11 protein-coding genes and 1 tRNA gene are annotated in these 13,688 nt (G+C 70.3%); 9 read left to right on the top strand and 3 right to left on the bottom strand.

All coding sequences use genetic code 11. The features are described 5' to 3' along the window. Nucleotides 1–143 precede the first annotated feature (143 nt). Complete coding sequence (locus tag ACIRST_RS23700; protein WP_402804134.1) at nt 144–911, bottom strand: GNAT family N-acetyltransferase; 768 nt, start codon at nt 909–911, stop codon at nt 144–146. Between the two features lie 150 nt (nt 912–1,061). After that, nucleotides 1,062–3,746 (bottom strand): DNA polymerase I, encoded by a 2,685-nt coding sequence (gene polA, locus ACIRST_RS23695; RefSeq protein ID WP_402804294.1) that lies wholly within the window; start codon nt 3,744–3,746, stop codon nt 1,062–1,064. Between the two features lie 362 nt (nt 3,747–4,108). Between polA and ACIRST_RS23690 the strand changes: the two genes are divergently transcribed. From ACIRST_RS23690 to ACIRST_RS23665, 6 genes are all read left to right on the top strand, one after another. Beyond that, nucleotides 4,109–4,573, top strand: a complete 465-nt coding sequence (locus ACIRST_RS23690) for a hotdog fold thioesterase (RefSeq protein ID WP_350523539.1) — start codon at nt 4,109–4,111, stop codon at nt 4,571–4,573. Between the two features lie 578 nt (nt 4,574–5,151). Further along, nucleotides 5,152–6,387, top strand: coding sequence for a branched-chain amino acid ABC transporter substrate-binding protein (locus ACIRST_RS23685; RefSeq protein WP_350523538.1), 1,236 nt, complete (start codon nt 5,152–5,154; stop codon nt 6,385–6,387). 121 nt (nt 6,388–6,508) lie between these two features. Then, nucleotides 6,509–7,438 (top strand): branched-chain amino acid ABC transporter permease, encoded by a 930-nt coding sequence (locus ACIRST_RS23680; protein WP_350523537.1) that lies wholly within the window; start codon nt 6,509–6,511, stop codon nt 7,436–7,438. Nucleotides 7,439–7,443: 5 nt separating this feature from the next. Continuing rightward, on the top strand, nt 7,444–9,375 hold the full coding sequence (locus ACIRST_RS23675) for a branched-chain amino acid ABC transporter permease (protein WP_402804132.1): 1,932 nt from the start codon (nt 7,444–7,446) through the stop codon (nt 9,373–9,375). Between the two features lie 8 nt (nt 9,376–9,383). Further along, the gene (locus ACIRST_RS23670; RefSeq protein ID WP_402804292.1) at nt 9,384–10,235 is read left to right on the top strand and encodes an ABC transporter ATP-binding protein; all 852 of its coding nucleotides are present in this window, start codon (nt 9,384–9,386) and stop codon (nt 10,233–10,235) included. Beyond that, complete coding sequence (locus ACIRST_RS23665; protein ID WP_350523536.1) at nt 10,232–10,948, top strand: ABC transporter ATP-binding protein; 717 nt, start codon at nt 10,232–10,234, stop codon at nt 10,946–10,948. Before ACIRST_RS23670 ends, ACIRST_RS23665 begins: the two co-directional genes overlap by 4 nt. A 92-nt stretch (nt 10,949–11,040) precedes the next feature. Here ACIRST_RS23665 and ACIRST_RS23660 read toward each other — a convergent pair whose 3' ends face one another. After that, the gene (locus ACIRST_RS23660) at nt 11,041–11,697 is read right to left on the bottom strand and encodes a response regulator (RefSeq protein ID WP_350523535.1); all 657 of its coding nucleotides are present in this window, start codon (nt 11,695–11,697) and stop codon (nt 11,041–11,043) included. Between the two features lie 96 nt (nt 11,698–11,793). On the opposite strand from ACIRST_RS23660, the gene ACIRST_RS23655 reads away from it, so the two are divergent. The 3 genes from ACIRST_RS23655 (at nt 11,794) to ACIRST_RS23645 (ending at nt 13,554) form a co-directional block, all read left to right on the top strand. Further along, nucleotides 11,794–11,868: transfer RNA gene (locus ACIRST_RS23655), tRNA-Leu, on the top strand. 119 nt (nt 11,869–11,987) lie between these two features. Next, nucleotides 11,988–12,773: a helix-turn-helix domain-containing protein gene (locus ACIRST_RS23650; RefSeq protein WP_402804130.1), complete on the top strand. Its 786-nt coding sequence runs from the start codon at nt 11,988–11,990 to the stop codon at nt 12,771–12,773. Nucleotides 12,774–12,780: 7 nt separating this feature from the next. Next, entirely contained in the window at nt 12,781–13,554 is a 774-nt protein-coding gene (locus tag ACIRST_RS23645; RefSeq protein WP_402804129.1) for a transcriptional regulator, read from the top strand. Nucleotides 13,555–13,688: the final 134 nt, after the last annotated feature.

Here is a 13,688-nt window from a genome sequence, read left to right as displayed (position 1 = left end):
AACCGCCGGGTGTCACCGGCTGCTTCGGCGTCAACCCGGCGGCTACGGAGCGCACTCGCGGTGACTTCGCGTCACCGGCCCGGGCGGCCGGCGCGCCTCTGGCGAAGGCGCGCGCAGACGCGGCCCCGGCGCAATGGCGTCGGTCAGGAGGAGGCCCACCAGGTGGAGGGCGTCGCGACCGTGTAGCCCAGCGACTCGTACAGCGGCCTGCCCAGCTTCGAGGCGGTGAGGGTGGCCGGCAGGTCCGTCATGTGGGCGAGGGCGCCGAGCATGACGGCCCGGCCCACGCCGCGCGAGCGGAACGCCGAGGACGTGGCGACCCAGTAGTGGCTTCCGACGCCGTCGGCCACGACGCTGACGCAGGCTCCCGCGACCGTGCCGTCGATGGAGGCGACGAACACGTCCACGCCCGGCTGTTCGATCAGCGCCGCCGGGAAGAGCTCGCCGGGGCGGTGGGGCTGGAACCCGTCCAGGTCGAAGCCCTCGATCACGACCTGCTCGGCCGCCTGGAGGTCGCCGGCCCCCCGCACCCGGATCACGTCCAGGGCCGGTTCGGCGACGGGCCCGGGCAGGCGCAGCATGATCGGCATCTGCCAGTTGCGCAGGCCCAGGCCCAGGTCGCTCAGGTCGGCCGAGCTGAACGGGTCGTCGACGTAGGCCGTCCCGGCGGCCGCGCGGACCAGCTCGCCCACCTCGGCGAGTTCGGCCGGGTCGAGGTCGGGCTCCTGGATCAGGACCCGCAGGCCCGCGCGCGCGTCGCCGTCGACCGCGACGAATCCGCGGCGCCGGATCACCTCGTGGCCCCGGCTCAGGCCGGTCGCGGTCCAGAAGGCGGCGGAGTTGCGGGCCTGGGCGGTCGGCGCCTCGGCGAGGGACGGGAACTGGTCGGTCGAAGGGGTTCCGGTTGTCATTGCGCCTACGGTAGTACGAAATTGACCGAACATGAGGACCAATTCCCCGTCGGCGGAACAGGCCTCCCCGGACCGGGCCGCCCCCGGACCCCGCACACGACGGCGGGCCCGGACACCTGTGTGCCCGGGCCCGCCGATACCGCTCCGCCGTCAGTGCGCGGCGGCCTCCCAGTTCGCGCCGACGCCGACCGAGACGTCCAGCGGGGCGCGCAGCGGGTACGCACCCGCCATCTGCTCGCGGACGACGGCCTCCACCCGCTCGCGCTCGCCGGGGGCCAGCTCCAGGACGATTTCGTCGTGCACCTGGAGCAGCATCCGGGAGGTGAGGCCGGCCGCGCGCAGCGCCTCGTCCACCCGGAGCATGGCGATCTTGACGATGTCGGCGGCCGAGCCCTGGATCGGGGCGTTGAGGGCCATCCGCTCCGCCATCTCGCGGCGCTGGCGGTTGTCGCTGTTGAGGTCCGGCAGGTAGCGGCGGCGGCCGAGCAGCGTCTCGGTGTATCCCGTCGCGCGGGCCTCGTCGACGACCCGGCGCAGGTAGTCGCGCACGCCGCCGAAGCGCTCGAAGTAGGTGTCCATCAGGCCCTGCGCCTCGGCGGGCTTGATGCCGAGCTGCTGCGAGAGCCCGTACGCGGACAGCCCGTACGCCAGGCCGTAGGACATCGCCTTGATCTTGCGGCGCATCTCGGCGTCGACCGCGGCGCCCGGGACCTCGAAGACCTGGGAGGCGACGGTGGTGTGCAGGTCCTCGCCGGAGGCGAAGGCCTCGATCAGCGCCTCGTCCTCGGACAAGTGCGCCATGATCCGCAGTTCGATCTGCGAGTAGTCGGCGGTGAGCAGCGTCTCGTAGCCCTCGCCGACGACGAAGGCGCGGCGGATGGCGCGGCCCTCCTCGGTGCGGACCGGGATGTTCTGCAGGTTCGGGTCCTGCGAGGAGAGCCGGCCGGTGGCGGCGACCATCTGGTTGAAGGTGGTGTGGATCCGGCCCTTGGGCGAGACGGTCTTGAGCAGGCCCTCGACGGTGGTGCGCAGCTTGGCCTGGTCGCGGTGGCGCAGCAGGATGACCGGCAGCTCGTTGTCGGTCTGGGTGGCCAGCCAGGTCAGCGCGTCGGCGTCGGTGGTGTAGCCGGTCTTGATCTTCTTGGTCTTGGGGAGCGCGAGCTCGCCGAAGAGGATCTCCTGGAGCTGCTTGGGCGAGCCGAGGTTGAACTCGTGCCCGGCGGCGGCGTGGGCCTCCTCGACGCAGCGCTGGATCTCGGCGGCGAACTGCGTCTCCAGCGTGGTGAGCCACGCGCGGTCGGCGGCGATGCCGTAGCGCTCCATGCGGGCGAGCAGGGCGGCGATGGGCAGTTCCATGTCGTGCATCAGCCCGGCGGCGCCGACCTCGGCGAGGCGGGTGTCGAAGAGCGCGGCGAGGTCGAGCACGGCGCGGGCCTGGAGCATCAGCGACTGGGCCGCGGCGGTCTCGTCCTCCTCCGGCGCGTCGAAGGCGAGTTGGCCGCTCTCGGCGGCGGGGGCCGGGGTGAGCGAGCGGGCCAGGTACTCCTCGGCGAGCACCTCCAGGGTGAAGGTGCGACGGCCGGGCTTCTCCAGGTAGGCGGCGAGCGCGGTGTCGGCGACGACGCCCTCGACCGTCCAGCCGCGCTCGGCGAAGGCGCGCATGACCTGCTTGGCGATGTGCAGGGCCTTGGGGGCGGCCGGGTCGGCGAGCCAGCCGGCGAAGGCCCGCTCGTCCTCCTCGGCGAGCAGGGCCGGGTCGAACCAGGCGGCCGTCTCGCCCGCGGCGAGGGCGACTTCGGTGACCTCGCCGGTGCCGAGCGCCCACCGGTAGACGGCGGCGAGGGCGACGGTGGTCTTGCCGTCGGAGGCGTGCTCGCGCAGCCAGGCGGCCAGGGTGCCCGGGTCGGTCAGCAGTTCGCCGTCCACCTCGACGCCGGGGGCGAGTTCGGCGGCCTCCTCCTCCCCGACGGCCGGGTCGATGCCGTAGACGCGGTCGCGGAAGTTGGCGTTGCGGAACTCCAGCGACTCCATCAGGGTGCCGACGGCGGTCCTGTCGAACGGCGCGCGGGCCAGGTCGGCCACGCCGAGCGGGAGTTCGACGTCGCGGACCAGTTCGGTGAGGACGCGGTTGCGCTTGACCGAGTCGAGGTTGTCGCGCAGCTTCTCGCCGATCTTGCCCTTGACCTCGTCGGCGCGGGTGACCAGTTCGTCGAAGGAGCCGAACTGGTTGACCCACTTGGCGGCGGTCTTCTCGCCGACGCCGGGGATGCCGGGCAGGTTGTCGGACGGGTCGCCGCGCAGCGCGGCGAGGTCCGGGTACTGGCGCGGGGTGACGCCGTACTTCTCGGTGACCTTCTCCGGGGTGAAGCGGGTGAGCTCGGAGACGCCCTTGGTCGGGTAGAGGACGGTGACGTGGTCGGTGACCAGCTGGAGCGAGTCGCGGTCGCCGGTGACGATGTCGACGTCGTACCCGGCCGCCTCGGCGGCGGTGGCCAGGGTGGCGATGATGTCGTCGGCCTCGAAGCCCTCGGCGGTGATCCGGGGGACGTTCATGGCGTCGAGGAGTTCGCCGATCAGGCCGACCTGGCTCTTGAACTCGTCCGGCGTCTTGGCCCGGTTGGCCTTGTAGTCGGGGAACTCGACGGAGCGGAAGGTCTGCCGGGAGAGGTCGAAGGCGACGGCGAGGTGGGTGGGCTGCTCGTCGCGGACGGTGTTGGCGAGCATCGACGCGAAGCCGTAGACCGCGTTGGTGGGCTGCCCGGTGGAGGTGTTGAAGTTCTCCACGGGCAGGGCGTAGAAGGCCCGGTAGGCCATCGAGTGCCCGTCGAGCAGCATCAGCCGGGGCCGCGGGCCGGCCCCGCCGCCACCCGTAGCGCCCTTGTCCGTACTCTGCGTAGCCACGTCAACGTCCGTTCCTGCCGATTCCACTACCGTCCACCGATCCTATGGCCCGGCACCGACAAAAGGGGCACGGCACCGGTGGGGCCGAGCACGGCAGCGGCGGCGCAGCAGGGCCCGCGCCGCCGGCACGGCGAGGCCCGCACGGGCGGCGCGGCAGGGCCCGCAGCGGCGGCCGCGGCGGGGCGCCCGCCGGGGCCGCCACGCCAGCCTCCGGCCGCGCGCTCTACCGCCGAGTAGGACGGTCGTACGATCACAGGCAGCAGGACCCGTGACCCCCGAGCGGCAGGAGTTCCCCCATGACCGATGCGGCACCCGACACCGCCCCCCTCCTGAACGTCCCGCAGGACGTGCTGGACCACTTCGCCAAGCTGGGCGTCAGCCCCGAGACCTTCTCCGGCGGCCTCCTCGGCGAGAAGCTCGGCATCCGGATCGTCGAGGCCTCCGGCGACCGCGTGGTCGGCACGATGCCGGTGGAGGGCAACCAGCAGCCGTACGGGCTGCTGCACGGCGGTGCGTCGGCGGCGTTGGCCGAGACGCTGGGCTCGATCGGGGCGATGCTGCACGCCGGCCCCGGCCGGTACGCGGTCGGCGTGGACCTCAACGCCACCCACCACCGCTCGGCGACGTCCGGCCTGGTCACCGGGGTGGCGACGGCCGTGTTCAAGGGCCGCACCGCCGCCACCTACGAGATCGCGATCACCGACGACACCGGCAAGCGCGTCACCAGCTGCCGGCTGACCTGCATGCTGCGCGACCTCTAACGGCCCGACAGCTTCTGCGAGTTCAGCAGACGCGGCATCAGATTCCTTTTCCGCCCCCTTGTTTGACCACCGACCCTCCTGGGCAGGCGTTGGTCAAACGAGGGGGCGTTCGCATGCCCGGACGCGCCGAGGCGCCCTCCACGCCCGTAACGCTGCGTAACGAGCAGGAAATCCTCGCACGAGTCCGGCTCCGGGAGCCCCGGGCGCCCCGAGATCACTTGACCGTGCTCTTTTCGTCCGCAATCCGGACGCTCAAGGCCGGAACCTGGGAATCGGACATGACCGTCCGGTAATCGACGACGCCAGCCGCAACCCGCATTTCTGGCCCTTACATCGCCCTACCAGCGCGTAAACGCCCGAAAGCGCCGGATCGATCGAGCCGAAACGACCACATGTTGAGACAACTGCTCCGTGTGCTCATAACAAGAGAATCACAGCATGCTCGCAGCACTGCCCGAGCCGCCCAACCACGCCTAGAGTCACGGCCAGTCACCGCGCCATCCAATTGGGCCTGGCCCTCAGCGCACCCGGCTCCCGCCCCTCCGGCGCGGGCGCATCCTGAACCGAAGGGGACCCTCGTGCGTCACCGTTCAGCAGTTGTCGTGAGCATTGCCGTGATCGCCGCCCTCAGCCTCAGCGCCTGCGGCTCTCGCGGTGACAAGAAGTCCGGCGACGGAGGCAGCGGCGGCGGCTCCGCCGCCACCGTCACCATCGGCATCGACGCCCCGCTCACCGGCGACCTCTCCGCCATCGGCATCGGCATCCGCAACTCCGTCGAGCTCGCGGTGAAGAAGGCCAACGAGGCCAACGAGGTCCCCGGCGTCAAGTTCCAGATCAAGGCACTGGACGACACCGCCAAGCCCGGCCCCGGCCAGCAGAACGCCACCCAGCTGGTCGGCGACACCAGCGTGATCGGCGTCGTCGGCCCGCTCAACTCCAGCGTCGCGCAGTCGATGCAGCAGATCTTCGCCGACGCCAACCTCGTCGAGATCTCCCCCGCCAACACCGGCGTCGCCCTCAGCCAGGGCGAGAAGTGGGCCACCGGCGAGAAGGCGCGCCCCTTCAAGACCTACTTCCGCACCGCCACCACCGACGCCGTCCAAGGCCCCTTCGCCGCCCAGTACCTCGCCAAGGACGCCAAGAAGTCGAAGGTCTTCCTCATCGACGACCAGAAGACCTACGGCGCCGGCCTCGCCGGCACCTTCAAGGCCGAGTTCACCAAGCAGGGCGGCACCATCGTCGGAGAGGAGCACGTCAACCCCGACGACCGCGACTTCGCCGCCATCGTCACCAAGGTCAAGAGCTCCGGCGCCGAAGCCGTCTACTACGGCGGCGAGTACCCCGCCGCCGGCCCGCTCTCCCTCCAGCTCAAGGAGGCCGGCGTCAACATCCCGCTGATGGGCGGCGACGGCATGCAGAGCAAGGACTACATCAAGCTCAACCCCAAGAGCGCCGGCGACTTCGCCACCGCCGTCGGCGGCGCCGTCGAACAGCTCCCCACCGCCGCCAAGTTCATCGCCGACTACAAGGCCGCCGGCTACAAGGACGCCTACGAGACCTACGGCGGTTACTCCTACGACAGCGGCTGGGCCATCATCCAGGCCGTCAAGACCGTCGTCGCCGCCAACAACGGCAAGCTCCCGGCCAACCCCCGCGCCGCCGTCGTCGACGCCGTCCAGAAGGTCTCCTTCGACGGCGTGACCGGCAAGGTCTCCTTCGACGAGTTCGGCGACACCACGAACAAGCAGCTCACCGTCTACACCGTCAAGGACGGCGCGTGGGCCGTGGAGAAGACCGGCACCTTCAACGGCTGACCCCCAGCCGACCCGAGCCACCCGAACCACCACAGCGCGCGGGGGCGCCACGAGTGCCCCCGCGCGCCCCCACATCCACCACCCACGCGGACACCCCAGAACGCACTACGGAGGCCCAGCGGTGCACGACCTACCGCAGCAGCTGGCCAACGGCCTGATCCTCGGCGCCCTCTACGGCCTCGTCGCGATCGGCTACACGATGGTCTACGGCATCGTCCAGCTCATCAACTTCGCCCACGGCGAGATCGTCATGGTCGGCGGCTTCGGCGCCCTGACCGCCTACCTCGCCCTCCCCGGCGGCACCACCCTCTGGCTGGCCCTACCGCTGATGCTGATCGCCGGCATCCTGGTCTCCACCCTCACCGCCGTCGCAGCCGAGCGCTTCGCCTACCGCCCCCTGCGCAACGCCCCCCGGCTCGCCCCCCTGATCACCGCGATCGGGCTCTCCATCTTCCTCCAGCAACTCGTCTTCTCCTTCTACCCCGACGCCAAGAAGGCCCGGGTCTTCCCCAAGATCCCCGGCGACCCCTTCAGCCTCGGCTCCGTCACCATCCAGCGCAGCGACCTCTTCCTCATCATCGCCGCCCCCCTGTGCATGCTCGCCCTCGGCTGGTTCGTCACCCGCACCCGCTCCGGCCGCGCCATGCAGGCCACCAGCCAGGACCCCGACACCGCCAAGCTGATGGGCATCGACACCGACCGCATCATCGTCATGGCCTTCGCCATCGGCGCCGCGTTCGCCGCCGTCGCCGCCATCGCCTACGGCCTGCGCAGCGGCCAGATCGACTTCCGGATGGGCTTCATCCTCGGCCTCAAGGCCTTCACCGCCGCCGTCCTCGGAGGCATCGGCAACATCTACGGCGCCATGCTCGGCGGCCTCGCCCTCGGCCTCGCCGAAGCCCTCGCCACCGGCTACATCCAGCACCTGCCCGGCATGCACCTCTTCGGAGGCGGCGCCTGGAAGGACGTCTGGGCCTTCGTACTCCTCATCCTCGTGCTCCTCGTCCGGCCCCAAGGCCTGCTCGGCGAGCGCGTCGCGGACAGGGCGTGACCACCATGACCACCACGACCACCGAGACCACCCCGGTCATCCCCCTGCCGGCCCGCGCCGCCGCAGCCCTCACCGGCCTCGGCGCCCTCACCACCGCCGCCTCCGCCGCCATGTCCTGGACCTGGACCTCCGACTTCCCCGGCGACCTCACCTACTACGGCTCCCCCGCCGGCCTCCAGTGGCTCGCCCTCACCGCCGGCGCCCTCACCCTCGTCCTGCTGCTCGCCGCCCAGGGCGTCCCCGGCCTGCGCTGGGCCTCCCCCACCCGCAGCAACAACGCCGTCCTCTACGCCGCCACCGGCGCCCTCGCCGTCGCCGCCTACTCCGTCTCCGCCATCGCCGTCGACCTCGGCGGCCTCGCCAACCTCGAACCCGGCGGCTGGGTCCTCGCCGCCGGCGGCCTGCTCACCGTCCTCGGCGCCCTCGGCCTCCCCCTCGACCGCCGCACCGCCGTCCCCCTGCGGATCGTCGACAAGCGCCTCTTCCTGCTCGTCCCCGCCGCACCCCTGGTCTGGCTCGGCGCCCACGCCATCCCGTCCGACAAGCCCGTCGCCCCCGTCATGACCGCCCTCGCCGGCGGCGTGGCCATCGCCACCGGCGCCGTCCTGCTCCTCCAGCTCGGCCACCTCGCCAACACCTGGCTGCGCCTCGGCCGGATCGAGCGCCCGCTGGCCGCGCCGAAGCAACTCCCCTCCTGGGTCGAGGTCCTGGTCATCGTCGTCGCCTTCGGGCTCGGCCTCTTCGCGATCACCTTCGGCATCGACACCGAGTACGGCGAACTCTTCATCTGCTACCTGCTGTTCGCCGGCCCCACCGTCGCCGCCCTCACCCGGTCCGGCCTGATCGCCCGGCTGCGCGCACTGACGGTCAAGCACCGCCCGGTCACCACCGGCGCCGCCTTCGCCGCCGCCGCCAGCTTCCCCTTCACCCAGAGCAGCGACCAGTACACCTCGGTCGCCACCAACATCCTGATCTTCGCCACCGTCGCCCTCGGCCTCAACATCGTCGTCGGCCTGGCCGGACTGCTCGACCTCGGGTACGTCGCCTTCCTCGGCGTCGGCGCCTACGCCGCCGCCCTGGTCTCCGGCTCCCCCGCCTCGCCCATCCACGTCCAGTTCCCGTTCTGGGCCGCGATGCTCACCGGCGCCGCCGTCTCCATGGTCTTCGGCGTCCTGATCGGCGCCCCCACCCTGCGGCTGCGCGGCGACTACCTCGCCATCGTCACCCTCGGCTTCGGCGAGATCTTCCGCATCACCATGCTCAACCTCAACGGCACCACCGGCCCCAAGATCACCAACGGCTCCAACGGCATCCCGCGGATCCCCGACCTGGAGATCCTCGGCTTCGACCTCGGCAAGACCCACACCGTCGCCGGCATCGAACTCGGCCGCTTCTCCAACTACTACCTGCTGATGCTCCTCGTCACGGCCCTGGTCGTGCTCGTCTTCGCCCGGGTCGGCAACTCCCGCATCGGCCGCGCCTGGGTCGCCATCCGCGAGGACGAGACCGCCGCCGAAGCCATGGGCATCAACGGCTTCCGCCTCAAGCTCCTCGCCTTCGCCCTCGGCGCCTGCCTCGCCGGCCTCGCCGGCACCGTCCAGGCCCACGTCAGCTACACCGTCACCCCCGACCAGTACACCTTCGCCGAGGCCCTCCCGCCCAACTCCGCCTTCCTGCTCGCCGCCGTCATCCTCGGCGGCATGGGCACCATCAGCGGCCCGCTGGCCGGCGCCACCCTCCTCTTCCTCATCCCGAAGAAGCTGGAGTTCCTCGCCGACTACCAGCTCCTCGCCTTCGGCGCCGCCCTCATCGTCCTCATGCGCGTCCGCCCCGAAGGCCTCATCCCCAACCGCCGCCGGCAACTGGAGTTCCACGAAGCCGCCATCCCGGCCCAGCCCACCGGCGAGCCGACCGCACTCACCAAGGCAGGGGCGTGAACAACCCGATGACCACCACCGCCGCACCCCTGCTCGAAGTCACCGGCGTCACCATGCGCTTCGGCGGCCTCACCGCCGTCAACGACGTCTCCCTCACCGTCGGCGAGGGCGAGATCATCGGCCTCATCGGCCCCAACGGCGCCGGCAAGACCACCTTCTTCAACTGCCTCACCGGCCTGTACGTCCCCACCGAGGGCTCCGTCCGCTACCGCGACGTCGTACTGCCCCCCAAACCCCACCTGGTCACCCAGGCCGGCATCGCCCGCACCTTCCAGAACATCCGGCTCTTCGCCAACATGACCGTCCTGGAGAACGTCCTCGTCGGCCGCCACACCCGCACCAAGGAAGGCATCTTCTCCGCCATCCTGCGCGGCCCCGGCTACCACCGCGCCGAAGCCGAGAGCCGCGAGAAGGCCATGGACCTCCTCGCGTTCACCGGCCTCGCCGACAAGGCCGACCACCTCGCCCGCAACCTCCCCTACGGCGAGCAGCGCAAGCTCGAAATCGCCCGCGCCCTCGCCTCCGAACCCGGTCTGCTCCTCCTCGACGAGCCCACCGCCGGCATGAACCCCCAGGAGACCCGCGCCGCCGAGGAACTCGTCTTCGCCATCCGCGACAAGGGCGTCTCCATCCTCGTCATCGAGCACGACATGCGCTTCATCTTCAACCTCTGCGACCGCACCGCCGTGCTCGTCCAGGGCCAGAAGATCGTCGAGGGCGACCGCGAGACCGTCCAGAACGACGAGCGCGTCATCACCGCCTACCTCGGCGCGCCGCTCGAAGAGACCGCCCCGGCAGACACCGTCCCGGCAGACACCGCCCCGGCAGGTCCGGAGACCGTTACGGAGACCGACCAGTGACCGCACTCCTTGAGGTCGAGGACCTCCGCGTCGCCTACGGCAAGATCGAAGCCGTCAAGGGCATCAGCTTCACCGTCGAACAGGGCGAGGTCACCACCCTCATCGGCACCAACGGCGCCGGCAAGACCACCACCCTGCGCACCCTCTCCGGCCTCCTCAAGCCCACCGCCGGAAGCATCACCTTCGAGGGCCGGGACCTCTCCACCGTCCCCGCCCACAAGATCGTGTCGCTCGGCCTCGCCCACTCCCCCGAGGGCCGGCACATCTTCCCCCGCATGACCATCGAGGAGAACCTCCTCCTCGGCGCCTTCCTGCGCTCCGACACCGCCGGCATCGCCGCCGACGTCGAACGCGCCTACGGCCTCTTCCCCATCCTCGGCGAACGCCGCAAGCAGGCCGCGGGAACGCTCTCCGGCGGCGAGCAGCAGATGCTCGCCATGGGCCGGGCCCTGATGTCCCAGCCCAAGCTGCTCATGCTGGACGAGCCCTCCATGGGCCTCTCCCCGCTGATGATGCAGAAGATCATGGCGACCATCGTCGAACTCAAGGCGTCCGGTACGACCATCCTGCTCGTCGAGCAGAACGCCCAGGCGGCCCTGTCCCTCTCCGACCGCGGCTACGTCATGGAGACCGGCCGCATCGTCCTCTCCGGGACGGGCGCCGACCTCCTCCACGACGAGTCCGTCCGCAAGGCCTACCTCGGCGAGGACTGACCCCCGTCCGTACAACGCGAAGGGCCCGGCAGATCCGCTCTGCCGGGCCCTTCGCCGTGCGCGTCGTGCTCGTCGCACTCGTCCTGCTCGTCCTACTCGGACTTGCCCTCTTCCGCCTTCTTGCGGTCCTGGGCCTCGCCCTCCTCGATGACCGCCTCGGCCACCGCCGCCATCGTCATCCGCCGGTCCATCGAGGTCTTCTGGATCCACCGGAACGCGGCCGGCTCGTTCAGCCCGAACTTCGTCTGCAGCACACCCTTCGCCCGGTCGACGAGCTTCCGGGTCTCCAGCCGCTGGCTGAGATCCCCGATCTCCTTCTCCAGCGCCCGCATCTCGGCGTACCGCGACACCGCCATCTCGATCGCCGGCACCAGGTCCGACTTCGAGAACGGCTTGACGATGTACGCCATCGCCCCCGCGTCCCGCGCCCGGTCCACCAGCTCCCGCTGCGAGAACGCGGTCAGCATCAGCACCGGAGCCAGGTGCTTCTCGTGGATCTGCTCGGCGGCCGACAGCCCGTCCAGCACCGGCATCTTCACGTCGAAGATCGCCAGATCCGGCTTCAGCTCCTCCACGAGCTTCACCGCCGTCGCCCCGTCACCCGCTTCGCCGACGACGGTGTACCCCTCCTCCTCCAGCATCTCCTTCAGATCGAGGCGGATCAGCGCCTCGTCCTCGGCGATCACGATCCGGGTGATCTGGGGCGTATCGGTCTCAAGCGGCTGTGCCTGCTCGTCGGCGGTGCTCACGGGGCTCCTCGTTCCGGCGGGGTACTGCATGCACGAGGGTACCTAGACACGGTATGTTTGATACACGACGCGAAGGCAGGCGCCTTCGATTCGTAGGCCCCGATAGCCCAATTGGCAGCAGGCGATGGTCTCAAACACCATACAGTGTGGGTTCGAGTCCCACTCGGGGCACTTTTCCTTCGAATCGAAGGAATCGGCCAGCCAGACAATGGTTGCCGATCTTCGCCGATTCGAGTGAAGGTTCGGGCATTCGGCCGACAACTGCGAGAAGTTCGCGCACGCTCATCCGCATGCACGAGTTCACTGTTCGCGAACAAGCAGTACGGCTGACACGCGGCGGTGCAGGCACCGCCGAAACCGCCCGCCGACTCAGGGTCCCGGTCGGGACGGTCTCCTGGTGGAAGCACCGGGACCTCGCCAAGCGCGGCGAACTCCCGGGCCGGAAACGCTCGCCCTGCACGCACTGCTACGGCGACGACCTGAACCCGCCCGCGTACTCGTACCTGCTCGGGCTGTACCTGGGGGACGGTCACATCAGTCATCCCAAACAGCACCGAACCGCCAGCCTGTTCATCACCTGTGACGACAACTGGCCGGGGATCATGGACGCCGCCGAGACGGCCATGCGGCAGGTCTTCCCGACCCTCACGCCGTGCCGCGTCCGGCGGCCCGGCGCCCACAACATCAAGGTGTACTCGAAGCACCTGACCTGCTACTTCCCGCAGCACGGGCCCGGCAAGAAGCACGAGCGCACCATCGCCTTGGAGCCCTGGCAGCAGGAGGTCGTGGACGCGCACCCCTGGGAGTTCCTGCGCGGCCTGATCCACTCCGACGGCTGCCGGATCACCAACTGGGCGACCCGCACGGTGGCCGGCGTCACGAAGCGCTACGAGTACCCGCGGTACTTCTTCACCAACACGTCGACCGACATCATCGGTCTCTTCACCGCCACCCTCGACGCCGTCGGTGTCCGGTGGAAGGCTTCGATCCCGCGCCCTACCGGTCAGGTCAACATCTCGATCGCCCGCAAGGACTCCGTCGCCCTCATGGACGCCCACATCGGCCCCAAGTACTGACGGCGAGATGTACGACCTCACCACGCGGCAGCGAGCACTCGACCTGCACGCATCCGGGCTGACCCTCAGCCAAGTCAGCCGCGTCACCGGAATATCCCGGTTTGCGATCCGTGAATGGGCGTCCGGTGCCGTGCCAAGTCCGCGCATGACCGCCGAGTGTCCGGTCCGCGGCGGTCGGCTCGATCCTTCGCGCCCCCGCGCCGAGTACGCCTACCTGCTCGGCCTCTATCTCGGTGACGGCTGCATCAGCGAGGGCCGCCGCAAGGTCTACGCCCTCCGCATCGCCTGCTGCGACGCCTGGCCCGGCCTCATCGAGGAGTGCGCGCGAGCGGTGTCCGCCGTCATGCCGCACAACAAGGTCCAGCGCGTCCGCGCGCCGGGCTGCACGAGTGTCGTCAGCACCAGCAAGCACTGGCCCTGCCTCTTCCCGCAGCACGGCCCCGGCAAGAAGCACGAGCGGACCATAGCCCTCGCGCCCTGGCAGCAGGAGATCGTGGACGCGCATCCCTGGGAGTTCCTGCGCGGGCTGATCCACTCCGACGGCTGCCGGATCACCAACTGGGCGACCCGCACGGTGGCTGGCGCCACGAAGCGCTACGAGTACCCGCGGTACTTCTTCACCAACACGTCGACCGACATCATCGGCCTCTTCACCGCCACCCTCGACGCCGTCGGTGTCCGGTGGAAGAACGCTTCCCGGTCCAACGGGGGCTTCAACATCTCGATCGCCCGCAGGGACTCCGTCGCCCTCATGGACGCCCACATCGGCCCCAAGTACTGACGGCGGCGCGAGCCCTCGGAGGGCCGCGCCGCCGATGGCGCCTCAGAAAGTGTTGGGTAATCGGATGATTACTGGTTCTTGAGGTCGTCGGCGAGGCGGCGGGCTGCTTCGGTCTCGATGGGGCCGCGCGGTTC

Source organism: Kitasatospora sp. NPDC101447, from assembly GCF_044767225.1.
Lineage (GTDB): Bacteria > Actinomycetota > Actinomycetes > Streptomycetales > Streptomycetaceae > Kitasatospora.
The sequence above is the reverse complement of the archived record's forward strand: the minus strand, read 5'-3'. Positions and strand labels throughout refer to the sequence as shown.

Excerpts from the sequence above, each read along its gene's own strand:
- ACIRST_RS23670 (WP_402804292.1), top strand. The coding sequence starts at position 9,384 with ATGACCACCACCGCCGCACCCCTGCTCGAAGTCACCGGCGTCACCATG.
- ACIRST_RS23700 (WP_402804134.1), bottom strand. The coding sequence starts at position 911 with ATGACAACCGGAACCCCTTCGACCGACCAGTTCCCGTCCCTCGCCGAG.
- ACIRST_RS23690 (WP_350523539.1), top strand. The coding sequence starts at position 4,109 with ATGACCGATGCGGCACCCGACACCGCCCCCCTCCTGAACGTCCCGCAG.
- ACIRST_RS23650 (WP_402804130.1), top strand. The coding sequence starts at position 11,988 with ATGCACGAGTTCACTGTTCGCGAACAAGCAGTACGGCTGACACGCGGC.
- polA (WP_402804294.1), bottom strand. The coding sequence starts at position 3,746 with ATGCTGCTCGACGGGCACTCGATGGCCTACCGGGCCTTCTACGCCCTG.
- ACIRST_RS23675 (WP_402804132.1), top strand. The coding sequence starts at position 7,444 with ATGACCACCACGACCACCGAGACCACCCCGGTCATCCCCCTGCCGGCC.
- ACIRST_RS23645 (WP_402804129.1), top strand. The coding sequence starts at position 12,781 with ATGTACGACCTCACCACGCGGCAGCGAGCACTCGACCTGCACGCATCC.